Origin of the sequence: Bacillus sp. PAMC28571 (assembly GCF_014250435.1) — a bacterium.
In the GTDB taxonomy this organism is placed as follows: Bacteria; Bacillota; Bacilli; order Bacillales; family Bacillaceae; genus Bacillus; species Bacillus safensis.
The window spans coordinates 1,880,170-1,894,098 of record NZ_CP060191.1 but is presented as its reverse complement, the minus strand read 5'-3'; the positions used below and the strand labels follow the sequence as shown (position 1 = coordinate 1,894,098).

Sequence of the window (13,929 nt, the reverse complement as noted above, 5' to 3'; positions counted from 1 at the left end):
ATGAATTATTTTCCTCCAGTGAATACAGAAACGATCGCATTCCAAATGGAGACAAAGAAATCCCAAATCTTTTGAAGAAGGTTTTTCCCTTCATCCGATTCTATGAATTTAGTAATCTTGTCTTTTGCTTTATCAATTTGAGATCCTACTTGATTCCAATCGATATTGATGTTTTTCATTTTATCAAATAGCGAGACAAGCTGATCTTTTTGATCCTGCGTCAGATTTAAATTCAAATCAGAAGCAGCCTGATCCACTTTTTCTTCTACTTCTTTTGTGGTTTTAGGGACACCATTTTTTGCAATGTCATCTTTGATTTTTGCAATAAGGGCAGAAGCGTTATCTTTCCCGATAGAGTCACCCAATTTAGAAGTTGTCACAAGCTCTTCGTTTGCCACCTGCTTCACATCTTCTGGAATGGCTTTGTCGCTTGACACCTCATAAGCTTTTAGTAAGCCTGTCAGTGCGGCTGTACCAGATACTTCAAATGGAGCAGTCACGACAACCTTGGCATCTTTGACACCTGCTGTCATTAAAGCATTTAAATACATCTCATCTGTAATGGTCTTGATGTTGTGTGTATCCACAGTGAGACCAGTACCTGATTTTTCAATGGTAATCGATGAAGATGATAATGCTCTCGTCCCGATAGAAGAACGAGGGATATACTTTCCTAAATATTCGTGCTCTTCTTTATTGGTTACTTCAATTTTTGTCGCATTTTCAGGTGGATTCAACTCGTCAAGCACCTTCTGGCGATCAGCCGGTGTTAAGTCTTGCCCGAGTGTGACGATGACATCGCCGACAGCTGCATCCGCTAAGCTGACTTTTGGCGCACCAATAAGGAAAAGGAGCGCTGCCATCATACCAAGCATCATTTTTTTAAACATGTTGACCTCCTTCAAGTCGAAAGCGTTCCTCTTTCAAGAGAAACTTATCTTTTGAGTACACGTGATGAAGTGCACTCCATCATATAGACGTAACAAATTGGCTCGACGTTTCAATTTTCTTTTTAAGATGTGTTCCTGTTCCAATAAATGAAAACATGTCATTTAGTCAGATATCATTTTATTAGGAAAAAAGGATCAAGCAACCCTATTTTATCAATCATCAGTTAAGAGGTAAATGACAATCGAAGAGCAGGGGATGTTTAACATCACCGGAAATGTGCTATAATGAGCGTTGTTTAACTTGAAAGGAGAATGTGAAAAATGGCGAAAAAAGGATACATACAATTAACGAATGGAAAGAAAATTGAGTTTGAACTTTACCCAGAGGCTGCTCCAGGTACAGTAGCAAACTTTGAAAAATTAGCGAATGAAGGCTTCTACGATGGATTAAAATTCCACCGCGTGATCCCAGGCTTCGTCAGCCAAGGCGGCGACCCAAACGGTAATGGAACGGGTGGTCCTGGTTACACAATTAAATGTGAAACAGAAGGAAATCCACATCAGCACGAAAGAGGTTCATTATCAATGGCACATGCTGGTAAAGACACAGGCGGCAGCCAATTCTTTATCGTACATGACCCGCAGCCGCACTTAAACGGTGTTCACACTGTTTTTGGCAAGGTAACATCTGGTATCGAGGCTGTACTTGATATGGAGCAAGGGCAGGGCATGGAAAAAGTTGAAGTTGTAGATGCTTAATCTAAAACACCGCTTAATCGCGGTGTTTCAGCGTGTAGACAAACCCTTGCATTCGGTGTCAGGTCTGCGCTCCGGTACTCACGAATGTTAAATTCGCTCCGTTCCAGTGCTCGCCCTTCCTAGACTTCAAAGGTTTTCAAACACGCTGAAAAGAAGACAAAGGGCTAAAATCAAGTTCATTTTAGCCCTTGTCAACAATAAAAAACACCGCTTAATCGCGGTGTTTTTTTATTTTGTTTGTGAGACGACTGTGATATGTTTCGTTAGGCGGTAGGTGATGAACCAATACAAAATGGCTAAAGCGCTGATAGAGGCACCAAAGAGACATACTCCGCCCCAGCCATAGGTCGCGTATATACTGGTTGAAACAATTGAACCGATCGCACTGCCGATAGAGTAAAAAATCATGTAAGCCGCAGTAAGCCGGCTTCTTGCCTCAGCCCGTACTGTAAAAATCATACTCTGATTGGTCACATGAACTGCCTGCACAGATAGGTCAAGAAGGATAATGCCAATGACTAATGCAATAAGTGAATGTTCAGTCAAACTGATGAAAAACCATGAAATGAATAATAGGACAAGGGCTATACCAGTTGTGAACTGTCCAAAACCTCGATCAGCAAGGCTGCCAGCCCGAGCAGCCCCTAACGCTCCGGCTGCTCCAGCAAGACCAAATGCGCCAATTGCAGTATGTGAAAGAGAGTATGGCGCAGTACTGAGAGGCAGTACGAGTGAAGTCCATAACGTACCAAAGACGATAAAAATCAGAAGAGCCAAAATCCCACGGATGCGCAGGATTCGTTCTTGTATGAACAATATAAACATTGAACGAAGCAGATGAACATAGGATAATGACTCTCTTTTGCTGTCATCACGCGGGAGCACTCGGAACAATACGCCAGTTAGGATAAGCATGATGACGGCAGAAACAAGATAAACAGACCTCCAGCCAGCAAAATCGGTTAATACACCAGCAAAGGTTCGAGCGAGAAGAATGCCGGTTACGATTCCACTTTGCACCAAGCCGACTATACGGCCGCGTTCTTCTGGAGCAGCCCAACTTGCTGCAAACGCAACGAGTACCTGAGTGACTACAGCGAGCAGTCCGACCACTGCTAATCCTAGAAATAGGACGGTGACGATAGGAGCGATGCCGACTAGAATGAGGGCAAGCACAGATAAAAGCATCTGACCGATAATGAGCCGTCGTCGATTCAACAGATCACCAAGCGGTACTATCAGTAGCAGCCCCGCCGCATAACAAAGCTGAGTAATCGTAATGACAATACCAATGGATGAATACGTGATACCGAACTCGTCTGCCAGTGAATCTAGTAACGGTTGTGCGAAGTATATGTTTGCAACAGCCATCCCGCACGCTGCTGCAAAAAGTAGTGCCATATAGTGACTCATCTTTGATTCAGGTTTTAACCGAAAATTCATATCAGGATGATCTCTTGGAGTCATTTCATCTTTAACCATTCATTGCATCCTCTCCTTTTTATACTAAAGAGTATAATATATCGATCGGTATAAAATGATTCCTGTTAATGATAACCAATAAAATATTTTAAAGTCAAGAGTTTCATCCAGTTATTCTAAGTTGATCTTGATTAAAGAAAGACAGTTTGACAATTTTACATGAATAAAATAAAATTATAATGTACTGATTGGTAATAAATGAATAATTGTTTTGGTGAAATGATTTTATTGTTGAAAAGAGGAATTGAGGATGGTTCGACAGCGTGAGTTTGATGAGGAAAAAGCGTTGGATGATGCAATGGTGCTTTTTTGGGAAAAGGGGTATAGAGCTACAACGTTAAGCGATTTGACTGCAAAAATGGGAATACAGCGGCCAAGCTTATACTCAGCCTTTGGAGATAAAGAGGAGTTATTTGAGGCTGCATTACGTAAATATACAAAGCAGCATGCAGCCCATATTCGAACAAAACTTCAAAACAATCAATCTGTAAAGAAAGCATTTCATACTTTATTTACAGATGTAGTGGAAGAGGAATATAGAGATGGCCCGAGTAAAGGCTGTTTTTGCATTAATACGATAGTGGAACTTGCTCCACACGAAGAGAAATTTGAAATTCTGACAAGAGAGCATCAGATGTATCTTTCGGTCATATTTGAAGAAAAGATTGTGCAAGGTATTCGCTCGGGTGAGCTTGAAAGCAGCTTGAATGCTAAAGCCTTAGCACAGACACTGGTCGTTTCTTTCATCGGGCTTACCGTCCTCATGAAGTCACGTCCAGAGCGTTCATTTGTAGATCATTCTGTAGCGACGATCCTATCCATTTTAAAATAAAATGGACAACACGCTATGACAGCTTCCATGAAAAATCATACAGCATAGTGAAAACGTATTTGATCCATTACATCAAAATACGCTTTTTCTTATAGGGCAGTCATGCGCAGAATGTATTTTTATGATATGATAGGAGAACAAACATTCGTATTTGCGGGGTGCCAGCACATCAGATGCAAATGAAGAAATCGGAAAGAAAGAAGGGGATACTTTGAAACCACTCACAAAAGAAGAGAAAAATCAAATGACGATGGCCATTCAGCGTTATTTTGCCGAAGAACGAGAAGAAGAGATTGGTGAATTAGCAGCCATTAATATACTAGAATTTATCACAAAAAACCTTGGAAGCTACTACTATAATCAAGGGGTTCGCGACAGCCGCAGCATCGCTGTTCAGCGGTCACAATTATTAGAGGAAGACTTATTTGCACTCGAAAAAAGAATATAATGAAAAGCTTGCAGTATGGTGTGTTACGAACTAATAAACAGGAAAAAGACCCCCTTAATAAAGAACGCATATTCGTATCATATGTAATGATTAAGAGGTGGAACCAAAAGGCCATCTGAATCGTTATATAAATAACCATTAATGAAAATCAGCTTTTTTGGTTTTATTTCAATAAAAGAAGGAATAAAACATACAAATAGGCGAAGTGCAGATGATGGAGGTTCTAAATATGGGGAAAATTAAATTAAAAATGGCGATCTTATTTGTTTTACTGCTTTGTTTAGGCGCAGGTTATTTATACATGAATGGCATGAAAATTGAAGATGTGCCAACAGCTATTGGCGAAAGCTTAACAAATAATGATAAAGATTACACCATCTATGAATATACCATTACGAAAATTGATGGAGATGAATATTACGGTCAAGCGAAGAATGGCACAAAAATTATTTTTAATGGTAAGAAATTTGAAGATGATGTGGCCGATCTGAAAAAAGGCGATCGTATTAAAGCCTACTTTAGTAATGAAAAAAGAATAGATGGACTGATAAAAGTAGTAAAAGTCGTTAATTAATATGTCTCCTTTCCTATAAGGAGGCTTTTTTTGTGTGAAGAAATCTTGATTGTTGCATTTGACAACAAGGATCGCTATAATAGCCCCAAGGACAGCTAAATATCGATTGTATCCTTCGGGGCAGGGTGAAAATCCCGACCGACGGTAATAAAGCAAATGCTTTACAGCCCGTGACCCGTTAATTTATTAACGGTTGATTCAGTGAAAAGCTGAAGCCGACAGTGAAAGTCTGGATGGGAGAAGGATAAAGAAAGCTATGAACGAAAAATATTTGTTGATCATAGTCTTATTTCTGATGCAAAAAAACCAAAGCCCCGGAATTTTTTCCGGGGCTTTCTGTATGATTTTGTCGTTAATAGACTGCATGCAGTGTTTATTAGGTGATCCCTCATCTACCTTGTATGGACCATAAAAAGCGACGAAGGTGCTCAATCGATCACATGTCCCTAACATCGCTTTTTTTAAAAGTGAGAAATACAAATGAAACGAAAGGGAGGATCACATGTTTACGGGGATAATTGAAGAAGTTGGCACCGTTCAGTCATTAAGTAAAAAGTCAGCAGATGCCATGGAAATTGTCATTACATGCAGCCGTGTGCTGGAAGATGTTCACCTCGGAGACAGTATTGCCATTAATGGAGTATGTCTCACAGTCACTAGCTTCACAAAAGAACAGTTCGCGGCAGATGTGATGCCAGAGACGGTCAAAGCGACATCGCTGGATCAGCTGACAAAAGGCAGTCCAGTGAATTTAGAGCGAGCCATGTCCTCAAATGGACGATTTGGCGGCCATTTTGTCTCAGGCCATGTTGATGGAACGGCTGTCATTACCCGGATAGAAAAGAAGAGTAATGCCATTTACTATGATTTAAAGATGAACAAGACCCTCACAGATATGCTCACCCAAAAGGGTTCGATCGCAATAGATGGTGTCAGCTTGACCATTTTCGATTTGCGAGATTCACATGTCACAGTCTCTATTATTCCTCACACGCTTGAAGGAACTATTTTCCCGACTAAATCTATGGGGGATATCGTGAATATAGAGTGTGACATGATCGGTAAATACATTTATCGCTTTTTAACAAAAGAGCAGAGCGAAAAACAGCCATCTCGATTGACCCCATCATTGCTAAAAGAGCACGGATTCTAGGAGGCGATTGTATGTATCATTCCGTTAATGAGGCAGTAAATGCCCTTAAACAAGGAGAAATCATTATCGTAGTGGATGATGAAGACAGAGAAAATGAAGGAGACTTTGTGGCACTTGCTGAGCATGCCACACCTGAGGTGATTAACTTCATGGCTTTACATGGAAGAGGCCTCATTTGTACGCCAGTCCATGCGTCGATCGCCAAACACCTGAATCTGCATCCAATGGTTGAACATAATACGGATGCACACCATACAGCGTTTACAGTAAGCATCGACCATGTGACAACGACGACTGGTATTAGTGCTTTTGAGCGCTCCACGACCATGCTGGCCATGTTAAATAAAGACGCAAAACCAGAAGAGTTTGCCCGACCAGGTCATGTTTTTCCGCTTATTGCAAAAGAGGGCGGCGTACTAGAAAGACCAGGTCATACAGAGGCGGCGGTTGATCTTGCTAAACTGGCAGGCTCAGAGCCAGCGGGTGTCATATGTGAAATTATGAATGCAGATGGATCAATGGCGCGCGTCCCTGAACTAAAGGAGATCCAAAAACAGCATGATTTAAAGATGCTGACAATCGAAGCATTACAGTCATATTTAAACAACAATCGAACAGCCGCTATTGAAACAAAATAAAAATCACAAAAAAGGATGATCAACATATGAATACAATACAAGGCCATGTAGTAGCAGAAGGACTAAAATTTGCAATCGTTGTAGCGAGATTCAATGATTTTATTACAAGTAAACTGTTAGATGGAGCAGAAGATACATTACTCAGACACGGAGCAAATGGTGATGATATCGATGTTGTGTGGGTACCAGGCGCTTTTGAAATCCCGTACATGGCAAAAAAATTAGCAGAAACCAAAAAATATGATGCAGTCATCACACTTGGAACCGTGATCAGAGGCGCAACGACTCACTATGATTACGTTTGTAATGAAGCTGCTAAAGGAATTGCTCAGAGTGCTATGTCAACAGGGGTACCGATTATCTTTGGTGTACTCACAACAGAATCTATTGAACAAGCCATTGAAAGAGCTGGTACAAAAGCAGGAAATAAAGGCAGCGAATCGGCTGCAGCTGCTATTGAAATGGCGAATCTCAATCGAACATTCTCTTAATTTAGTGAAAAAGAGTTTAAAAACGGTATAAAAATGTTTATAATGTGTGATGAGCAAATGAATCATAAGACATTTGCTGGAAATTAGGATAATTTGAATATTGAGGGGTATATATGTTAATTCGTTACAAGAGGTCTTTTGAAAAAATTGCCATGGGACTTCTGTCCTTTATGCCGGGTGAGAAAGACGTCAAACAGCTTCAGCAGACGATGAAGTCATATGAAATGGATGAAGATCGGCAGCTGTTCCTATGGAAAGATGGCGAGGATATTGTAGGTGCTATTGGTGTGTTGAAAACAGACGACCAAGTACAAATTGAGCATATTAGTGTGAATCCATCCCATCGTGATCAAGGAATCGGCAAGGAAATGGTTTTAGCCGTGGAAGAAATATTTAAAACCAAAACACTCATTCCAAATGAATTAACGCAAGGCTTCTTTCATAAGTGTCACAGCGAATCAAATTAAATATCACACATGTAAAAGCAGAGGCTACAGTCCTCTGCTTTTTTTACGTTCAATCTGCTTTTTTCGTTCCAGCAAAACTTCTGTCCGGTCACGGAGTCTATGTTTTTCGATTAAAAATGTATGGGATAAGTTGCTTTCCTGTCCAAAGAGCAGTCCTTCTTTTTGGGCCATTTCTTGGCATAAAGAAAGAAGTGCTTCATCTTTGATTGGCAGCATCACACTTTCATAGGGCGTATCTTCATCCATTTTCTTTTTCAGCGTTCTCAGAAGCATCAGAAATGCCTCATCATCCAGACCGAGATTCGATAATACTGAACGGTTTGCTTCTAACAAATGAAGACTGTTAGAAATGAGCCGTTTTGCTCCTTTTCCATTTCCCCGCCTTTGATGATACAAGGCAACAGCGAGCTGGATGAGCCCGACCCAATATTCTTTGCGCTGCTCAGGGGGATCTTCTTTCCAATATTCCTCTAAAATTTCATGACACTCAAAATAATCTCTTGTCGTATGAAATTCGTGTAAAAAAGCCACGTACGCTTCAGGATACACAGCGGTCATCTCCTTTTCCACTCTCAGTCTAACATATCGAAAAGAAAAGAAGAAAGAGCGTCCCTTTAGTGAAAAGGACGCTCTGTTTCTTTAATAAACCCAAGCCGCGCCAACGATGATCAGCAAGATGAAAAGCACGACAATTAGCGCGAATCCTCCGCCGAAGTTATAGCCATCTCCCATAATGATACGGCCTCCTTTTTCATCAGTTCTGATTACAATGGTATTCTATGTATAAATGCCCTTATTGGTATGGGCGGATCCACTGTTTTTCTCGATTTGCCTAAGGCATCATGGCCGAAATTATATTGGACGAGAGCTTTATCCTGTCTTATACTAAAGGTTAGCCGGTGAAACGGTACTTAGAAGACAGTAGAAATGGTGAGAAAAAGATGCTGGAATATCAGGTGAAAATAGATTCGTTCGAGGGTCCTTTGGACTTGCTTTTACATTTAATTAACCGGTTGGAAATTGATATTTATGATATTCCCGTCGCTAAAATTACGGAGCAGTATTTATTATATGTCCACACGATGAGGGAGCTTGAGCTCGATGTTGCGAGTGAATATTTGGTCATGGCTGCAACCCTCCTGAGTATTAAAAGCAGAATGCTTCTTCCGAAACAAGAGGAAGAGCTGTTTGATGAAGACCTGCTCGAAGAGGAAGAAGACCCTCGAGAAGAGCTGATTGGCAAATTGATTGAATACCGCAAGTATAAAAATGCAGCACAAGAACTAAAGGAACGCGAAGAAGAAAGGCAAAATGCCTTTACAAAACCACCGAGTGATTTAAGCGAATTTGCAAAAGAATCAGAAGCGAAGGACACAAATTTACACGTAACGGTGTATGATATGTTAGGTGCGTTCCAAAAGGTATTAAATCGAAAGAAAATAACGAAACCAGCACCATCAAAGATTACAAGACAAGAAATCCCGATTGAAGACAAAATGAATGAGATTATGAACCATTTAAGAAAAACAAAAAAGCGGACCAATTTCATGACTCTATTTCAACATGATCAAAAGGAACACCTTGTCGTGACGTTTCTTGCTGTTCTCGAATTGATGAAAAGTCATCAAATCATGCTAGAGCAGGAAGGGAACTTTGAAGACATTTATATCATAGGGAGTGAAACGATTCATGACGCTTGATATCGTGAATTGGAAAGCCATCTTAGAAGCGCTGCTGTATGCAGCAGGTGACGAAGGCTTAACAAGAAAACAGCTCATGTCTGTTCTTGAAGTAGATGAGTCGGTATTACTCGACATTATGTCTTCCGTAAAGGAAGAATATCAAAAACAAGAACGAGGGATTGAGCTCATTGAATATGCAGATTCATATATGCTGCTGACGAAAAAAGAATACAGCATGTATTTAAAAAAATTAGTTGAGACACCATCCAAGGGTTTGTCGCAGGCAGCGCTGGAGGTGCTTGCCATTGTTTCTTATAAACAGCCGATTACACGCAGTGAGGTAGAGGAGATCAGAGGAGTCAAATCAGAGCGGGTACTTCATAGTTTAGTAGCCAAAGCACTGCTCTGTGAAGTAGGACGTGCCGATGGTCCGGGACGAGCGATTCTTTATGGGACAACCCCTACCTTTTTAGAGCAATTTGGCTTAAAGGCTTTAGATGAATTACCGCCGCTTCCAGAGAATGTAGAAGCAGATGGACAAGAAGAGGCCGATCTATTTTTTGAAAACTTCAATCAAACATTTGAAGACATAAAATAGTTCAAAAGAATGAAAAATGTATGATAAAATATAAAAAAGATTTTAGGTCTAAAATCTTTTGATGACAGATAAAATGGTGACAAAGCCATGAGGGGAAGGTAAACACGAAACAAATGGCACATATGAATGTAAAGGCTCAAGTTGATCAAGCAGGCGTCTTTTTATCAAAGGTTGCAATTGAAATGAATGGTTTTCTGAACGAAACCACCTTATCAAGCTTGAAACGATTAAACCCCGAAGCGGAAGCCTATTATTGTGACATATTGAGTACATTACGGAAGCTTGCAGTGTACAGCGAGGATGCAGCAGCAGTTTGCAGGAAAATGAGCCAGCAGCAGACATTCCCGCAGCAAGCCGCACAGCAGATGCTCCACCGTATTTATCATCAATGTATTGAAGAATTTTTCACGCCTAAAAAGGATACATGGTATGAAGACAGCCGTTCGGCCTATACAGGAAAAAGCAGCATTGTTTTTCACCATGAAGTATCCGCTGATATGAAACAATTATTTTCTTCATTAGAAAAAGACTTTTTAGCGATGAGAGAAGAGCTGGAATATACGACTTCTCATCAGCAAGTGAAAATGGTATAAGCAATTTGAAGAAGCGCCTCTATATGTAGAGGCGCTTTTTTTTATGGACGGGGCATCATAACTTTTTCAGCTGAGCATACACTTGTACAAAACGGACAAGGACGTGAATGAACATGCCCTATTTAAAAATTGGAACAGCAGTCCTTCTTCTATTTACACTCTTACTGCCTTTTTCCTCACATGCCAAAGCAGACATTTCATTATCAGTGAGTGCAAGAAGCGCCATTTTAATAGATGGACAGTCAGGCAGAGTCCTATTTGGAAAGGACGAGCACGAAAAAAGAAGAATCGCCAGTATTACAAAAATTATGACTGCTGTATTAGCCATTGAATCAGGAAAAATGAAAGATACCGTCAAAGTATCAAAACGTGCGATTCAGGCGGAGGGTTCATCCATTTATTTAAAGGAAGGGCAGAAGGTGAGCTTAGAAGATTTGACATACGGGCTCATGCTGCGTTCTGGAAATGATGCAGCTGTTGCCATTGCAGAGCATGTTGGCGGCAGCTTAGAAGGATTTATCTTTATGATGAACCAAAAGGCAGCTGAACTAGGAATGGAGAATACGAATTTTCAAAATCCGCACGGACTCGATGATCATAAAAATCATTATTCATCAGCCTATGACATGGCGATCCTAACAAAATACGCGATGAAACATAAACAATATCAAAAAATTGCCGGTACAACTTTCTATAAAGCGAAGACAATGGAAGGCTATTGGAAAAATAAAAACAAGCTGCTCACCGGTTTATACGAATATTCCACTGGAGGAAAAACAGGATATACAAAGCTTGCAAAACGAACGCTTGTCTCCACCGCTGCAAAGGGTGATGCTCAGCTGATCGCTGTGACCATTAATGCACCTGACGACTGGAAGGATCATATTTCTATGTTTGAATATGCATTTGATCACTATAAAACGTATGTGCTTGCTGAAAAAGGAAGGCTTGCTTCGTTAAAAGGGACCTTTTACGAAAAAAAAGCGTTTATCAAGCGTGATGTGGACTATTTTTTAAATGAAGATGAGAAAAAACTTGTCAAAATTGAAACGGAAATGCTCACCCCTAAAAAGAAATGGAAAAAAAACGCCGAAGCCATCCCAGATGTTGTAGGAAAAATGACGATTTTATTAGATGGACAGGTGATCGAGCAATTACCGATTTTTTATGAAAATAAACGAAACCGCATGCCTCAAAAAAGCTTTCAAGAAATGTTTAAGTCTGTCTTTCAGACATCTATAGGCGGATCTTCATGGTCAATCTAATTTGGGTATTTCTCACTGTCATCGGTCTTGTCTATGCGATGTTTAATGGAACGATGCAGGAAGTGAACGAGGCTGTATTTAAGGGCTCAAAAGAAGCGGTTACCATTTCGATTGGTTTGATTAGTGTTCTCGTTTTTTGGCTCGGGCTCATGAAGATTGCCGAAGAGGCAGGGCTGTTAAATTTCTTTAGTAAATTGTGCCGGCCTTTTATTTCAAAGCTATTCCCGGATATTCCGCCTAATCATCCTGCAATGGGGTATATTTTGTCCAATCTCATGGCGAATTTCTTTGGTCTCGGGAATGCCGCTACACCGCTTGGGATTAAGGCGATGGAGCAGATGAAAGCATTAAACGGCGGAAAAAATGAGGCAAGCCGTTCTATGATTACATTTCTAGCGGTCAACACATCCTCTATCACACTTGTCCCAACAACCGTCATTGCAATAAGAATGACCTATGGGGCAGATCAGCCAACAGACATTGTAGGGCCAACCATTTTAGCAACACTCATTTCAGGAATCGGTGCAATTATCATCGATCGTTATTTCCACTATCGCAGAAGCAGGCGGGGGTGATCTTGTGGCATTTATTAACTGGCTGTCACTTGCTTTGATTCCACTGATCATCGCAGGAATTTTGATTGCTGGAACCATTAAAAAGGTACCAACCTATGAAACATTTGTGGAGGGAGGAAAAGAGGGCATTCAAATTGCCTTTTCAATCATTCCCTATTTAGTCGGTATGCTTGTAGCCATTACGATATTTCGTGCATCAGGTGCGCTTGATTTTGTTATGGGACTACTAAAACCAGTCTTTACAGCGATTGGTTTCCCGCCAGAAGTCGTGCCGCTTGCGTTTATTCGCCCGATATCAGGAACGGCTGCACTTGGAATGACATCTGACTTAATAGCGACGTATGGCCCAGATTCTTTTATTGGCCAGCTTGCAGCTGTCATGCAAGGGTCAACAGACACCACCCTTTACATTTTAACGGTCTATTTTGGAGCAGTCGGGATTAAAAAAATGGGAGATGCGCTGAAAGTAGGTTTGCTAGCAGATCTCATTGGTGTCATTGCCTCTGTGATTATCGTCAGTTTGTTATTTAGCGGCGCCTAATCAGGCGCTTTTTTGTATTTCATGGATGGAAAATCGCTTTTTAGCTGAAATTAGACAGACGAAACGCTTAATTTTCCACGAATGCTTGTTTGTTTTAAGTCAAGCAAGTAAGATAGTACATGAGGTGAAAGACAAATGGAACGTTTACAGAAAGTAATTGCACATGCCGGCGTCGCTTCAAGACGAAAGGCTGAAGAATTAATTAAAGAAGGACGAGTTACCGTTAATGGTCAAACAGTGACAGAGCTCGGAGTGAAGGTGGGCTCTTCAGATAAAATTGAAGTCAATGGATTAAAGCTTGAAAGAGAAGAACCGGTTTACTTTATGCTTTATAAACCGCGCGGCGTCATTTCGGCTGCCGAGGATGATAAAGGACGCAAGGTCGTCACAGATTTCTTTGATGATGTCCCGCAGCGCCTTTATCCAATCGGGCGGTTAGATTATGATACGAGCGGTTTGATTTTGATTACAAATGATGGGGAATTTGCCCATAAGCTCATGCACCCGAAATACGAAATTGATAAAACGTATGCAGCGAAGCTAAAAGGCATTCCATCAAAGGAACTGCTTAGAAAGCTAGAAAAAGGGATCATGTTAGATCATAAAAAAACAGCACCTGCTCGTGCGAAAATGCTTTCTATTGATAAACGAAAACAAACTTGTATTGTTCAATTAACCATTCACGAAGGCAGAAACAGACAGGTGCGCCGCATGTTTGAAGCGATTGGACATGATGTGTTAAAGCTAAAAAGAGAGCAATATTCGTTCCTTCATATTGAAGGTATGAGACCAGGAGACCGCAGAGAATTGTCTCCGCATGAAGTAAAGCGCCTGAGAGCAATTGCCGATCATGGGAAAAGCGCTTTTTAATTTTCACATAAACTTCAAAAAATGAAGAAGCATCAAAAGAAGGAGAATGCTATAATTTACCTGAATGTCTA

At 40.7% G+C, this 13,929-nt stretch carries 19 protein-coding genes and 1 riboswitch; of the genes, 15 read left to right on the top strand and 4 right to left on the bottom strand.

The features are described 5' to 3' along the window. Nucleotides 1–5 precede the first annotated feature (5 nt). The gene (locus H7F25_RS09395) at nucleotides 6–890 is read right to left on the bottom strand and encodes a DUF1002 domain-containing protein (protein WP_024422856.1); all 885 of its coding nucleotides are present in this window, start codon (nucleotides 888–890) and stop codon (nucleotides 6–8) included. 321 nt (nucleotides 891–1,211) lie between these two features. On the opposite strand from H7F25_RS09395, the gene H7F25_RS09390 reads away from it, so the two are divergent. Then, the gene (locus tag H7F25_RS09390) at nucleotides 1,212–1,649 is read left to right on the top strand and encodes a peptidylprolyl isomerase (RefSeq protein ID WP_008359679.1); all 438 of its coding nucleotides are present in this window, start codon (nucleotides 1,212–1,214) and stop codon (nucleotides 1,647–1,649) included. Between the two features lie 228 nt (nucleotides 1,650–1,877). Here the strand turns inward: H7F25_RS09390 and H7F25_RS09385 are convergent, their stop codons facing one another. Continuing rightward, nucleotides 1,878–3,092, bottom strand: coding sequence for an MFS transporter (locus H7F25_RS09385; protein WP_395960774.1), 1,215 nt, complete (start codon nucleotides 3,090–3,092; stop codon nucleotides 1,878–1,880). Nucleotides 3,093–3,381: 289 nt separating this feature from the next. Here H7F25_RS09385 and H7F25_RS09380 point away from each other — a divergent pair, with 289 nt between their 5' ends. The 7 genes from H7F25_RS09380 to H7F25_RS09350 all read left to right on the top strand — a co-directional run bounded on the left by H7F25_RS09380 (nucleotide 3,382) and on the right by H7F25_RS09350 (nucleotide 7,734). Then, nucleotides 3,382–3,963: a TetR/AcrR family transcriptional regulator gene (locus H7F25_RS09380; protein ID WP_122631062.1), complete on the top strand. Its 582-nt coding sequence runs from the start codon at nucleotides 3,382–3,384 to the stop codon at nucleotides 3,961–3,963. A 211-nt stretch (nucleotides 3,964–4,174) separates the two neighbouring features. Beyond that, nucleotides 4,175–4,411 carry a DUF2164 domain-containing protein gene (locus H7F25_RS09375; RefSeq protein WP_024422853.1) on the top strand — a complete coding sequence of 79 codons (237 nt, stop codon included), beginning with the start codon at nucleotides 4,175–4,177 and terminating at the stop codon, nucleotides 4,409–4,411. 229 nt (nucleotides 4,412–4,640) lie between these two features. Beyond that, nucleotides 4,641–4,985 (top strand): hypothetical protein, encoded by a 345-nt coding sequence (locus H7F25_RS09370; protein ID WP_034623431.1) that lies wholly within the window; start codon nucleotides 4,641–4,643, stop codon nucleotides 4,983–4,985. Nucleotides 4,986–5,092: 107 nt separating this feature from the next. After that, a riboswitch (FMN riboswitch) is annotated at nucleotides 5,093–5,234 on the top strand. Nucleotides 5,235–5,487: 253 nt separating this feature from the next. Further along, the gene (gene ribE, locus H7F25_RS09365; protein WP_185854513.1) at nucleotides 5,488–6,138 is read left to right on the top strand and encodes a riboflavin synthase; all 651 of its coding nucleotides are present in this window, start codon (nucleotides 5,488–5,490) and stop codon (nucleotides 6,136–6,138) included. A gap of 11 nt (nucleotides 6,139–6,149) precedes the next feature. Beyond that, nucleotides 6,150–6,776: a 3,4-dihydroxy-2-butanone-4-phosphate synthase gene (gene ribB / locus H7F25_RS09360; protein WP_122631060.1), complete on the top strand. Its 627-nt coding sequence runs from the start codon at nucleotides 6,150–6,152 to the stop codon at nucleotides 6,774–6,776. 26 nt (nucleotides 6,777–6,802) lie between these two features. Next, nucleotides 6,803–7,267 (top strand): 6,7-dimethyl-8-ribityllumazine synthase, encoded by a 465-nt coding sequence (gene ribE / locus H7F25_RS09355; protein ID WP_029706184.1) that lies wholly within the window; start codon nucleotides 6,803–6,805, stop codon nucleotides 7,265–7,267. Nucleotides 7,268–7,380: 113 nt separating this feature from the next. After that, nucleotides 7,381–7,734: a GNAT family N-acetyltransferase gene (locus H7F25_RS09350; protein ID WP_024422850.1), complete on the top strand. Its 354-nt coding sequence runs from the start codon at nucleotides 7,381–7,383 to the stop codon at nucleotides 7,732–7,734. Between the two features lie 24 nt (nucleotides 7,735–7,758). On the opposite strand, the gene H7F25_RS09345 is transcribed toward H7F25_RS09350, so the two are convergent. After that, a complete protein-coding gene (locus H7F25_RS09345; RefSeq protein ID WP_122631059.1) occupies nucleotides 7,759–8,283 on the bottom strand; it encodes a DUF309 domain-containing protein in 525 nt (174 codons plus the stop codon). A 90-nt stretch (nucleotides 8,284–8,373) separates the two neighbouring features. Beyond that, nucleotides 8,374–8,466: a YjcZ family sporulation protein gene (locus H7F25_RS09340; RefSeq protein ID WP_012010430.1), complete on the bottom strand. Its 93-nt coding sequence runs from the start codon at nucleotides 8,464–8,466 to the stop codon at nucleotides 8,374–8,376. A gap of 209 nt (nucleotides 8,467–8,675) precedes the next feature. Between H7F25_RS09340 and H7F25_RS09335 the strand changes: the two genes are divergently transcribed. The 7 genes from H7F25_RS09335 (at nucleotide 8,676) to rluB (ending at nucleotide 13,858) form a co-directional block, all read left to right on the top strand. Next, entirely contained in the window at nucleotides 8,676–9,434 is a 759-nt protein-coding gene (locus H7F25_RS09335; protein ID WP_024422848.1) for a segregation/condensation protein A, read from the top strand. Further along, nucleotides 9,424–10,014 carry an SMC-Scp complex subunit ScpB gene (gene scpB, locus H7F25_RS09330; RefSeq protein ID WP_185854512.1) on the top strand — a complete coding sequence of 197 codons (591 nt, stop codon included), beginning with the start codon at nucleotides 9,424–9,426 and terminating at the stop codon, nucleotides 10,012–10,014. Before H7F25_RS09335 ends, scpB begins: the two co-directional genes overlap by 11 nt. A 113-nt stretch (nucleotides 10,015–10,127) precedes the next feature. Next, nucleotides 10,128–10,607 (top strand): YpuI family protein, encoded by a 480-nt coding sequence (locus H7F25_RS09325; RefSeq protein WP_044332823.1) that lies wholly within the window; start codon nucleotides 10,128–10,130, stop codon nucleotides 10,605–10,607. A gap of 113 nt (nucleotides 10,608–10,720) precedes the next feature. Then, a complete protein-coding gene (locus tag H7F25_RS09320) occupies nucleotides 10,721–11,872 on the top strand; it encodes a D-alanyl-D-alanine carboxypeptidase family protein (RefSeq protein WP_039179629.1) in 1,152 nt (383 codons plus the stop codon). Continuing rightward, nucleotides 11,860–12,447 (top strand): nucleoside recognition domain-containing protein, encoded by a 588-nt coding sequence (locus H7F25_RS09315; RefSeq protein ID WP_024422844.1) that lies wholly within the window; start codon nucleotides 11,860–11,862, stop codon nucleotides 12,445–12,447. Before H7F25_RS09320 ends, H7F25_RS09315 begins: the two co-directional genes overlap by 13 nt. A 4-nt stretch (nucleotides 12,448–12,451) precedes the next feature. Next, a complete protein-coding gene (locus tag H7F25_RS09310) occupies nucleotides 12,452–12,988 on the top strand; it encodes a spore maturation protein (RefSeq protein ID WP_024422843.1) in 537 nt (178 codons plus the stop codon). A 135-nt stretch (nucleotides 12,989–13,123) separates the two neighbouring features. Next, nucleotides 13,124–13,858 carry a 23S rRNA pseudouridine(2605) synthase RluB gene (gene rluB, locus H7F25_RS09305; RefSeq protein ID WP_024422842.1) on the top strand — a complete coding sequence of 245 codons (735 nt, stop codon included), beginning with the start codon at nucleotides 13,124–13,126 and terminating at the stop codon, nucleotides 13,856–13,858. The last annotated feature ends 71 nt before the right edge of the window (nucleotides 13,859–13,929 follow it).

What these genes read in the sequence shown, in the direction of transcription:
- H7F25_RS09395 (WP_024422856.1), bottom strand. Translation starts at nt 890, where the DNA reads ATGTTTAAAAAAATGATGCTTGGTATGATGGCAGCGCTCCTTTTCCTT.
- H7F25_RS09390 (WP_008359679.1), top strand. Translation starts at nt 1,212, where the DNA reads ATGGCGAAAAAAGGATACATACAATTAACGAATGGAAAGAAAATTGAG.
- H7F25_RS09385 (WP_395960774.1), bottom strand. Translation starts at nt 3,092, where the DNA reads ATGAATTTTCGGTTAAAACCTGAATCAAAGATGAGTCACTATATGGCA.
- H7F25_RS09380 (WP_122631062.1), top strand. Translation starts at nt 3,382, where the DNA reads ATGGTTCGACAGCGTGAGTTTGATGAGGAAAAAGCGTTGGATGATGCA.
- H7F25_RS09370 (WP_034623431.1), top strand. Translation starts at nt 4,641, where the DNA reads ATGGGGAAAATTAAATTAAAAATGGCGATCTTATTTGTTTTACTGCTT.
- ribE (WP_185854513.1), top strand. Translation starts at nt 5,488, where the DNA reads ATGTTTACGGGGATAATTGAAGAAGTTGGCACCGTTCAGTCATTAAGT.
- ribB (WP_122631060.1), top strand. Translation starts at nt 6,150, where the DNA reads ATGTATCATTCCGTTAATGAGGCAGTAAATGCCCTTAAACAAGGAGAA.
- ribE (WP_029706184.1), top strand. Translation starts at nt 6,803, where the DNA reads ATGAATACAATACAAGGCCATGTAGTAGCAGAAGGACTAAAATTTGCA.
- H7F25_RS09350 (WP_024422850.1), top strand. Translation starts at nt 7,381, where the DNA reads ATGTTAATTCGTTACAAGAGGTCTTTTGAAAAAATTGCCATGGGACTT.
- H7F25_RS09340 (WP_012010430.1), bottom strand. Translation starts at nt 8,466, where the DNA reads ATGGGAGATGGCTATAACTTCGGCGGAGGATTCGCGCTAATTGTCGTG.
- H7F25_RS09335 (WP_024422848.1), top strand. Translation starts at nt 8,676, where the DNA reads ATGCTGGAATATCAGGTGAAAATAGATTCGTTCGAGGGTCCTTTGGAC.
- scpB (WP_185854512.1), top strand. Translation starts at nt 9,424, where the DNA reads ATGACGCTTGATATCGTGAATTGGAAAGCCATCTTAGAAGCGCTGCTG.
- H7F25_RS09325 (WP_044332823.1), top strand. Translation starts at nt 10,128, where the DNA reads ATGGCACATATGAATGTAAAGGCTCAAGTTGATCAAGCAGGCGTCTTT.
- H7F25_RS09320 (WP_039179629.1), top strand. Translation starts at nt 10,721, where the DNA reads ATGCCCTATTTAAAAATTGGAACAGCAGTCCTTCTTCTATTTACACTC.
- H7F25_RS09315 (WP_024422844.1), top strand. Translation starts at nt 11,860, where the DNA reads ATGGTCAATCTAATTTGGGTATTTCTCACTGTCATCGGTCTTGTCTAT.
- rluB (WP_024422842.1), top strand. Translation starts at nt 13,124, where the DNA reads ATGGAACGTTTACAGAAAGTAATTGCACATGCCGGCGTCGCTTCAAGA.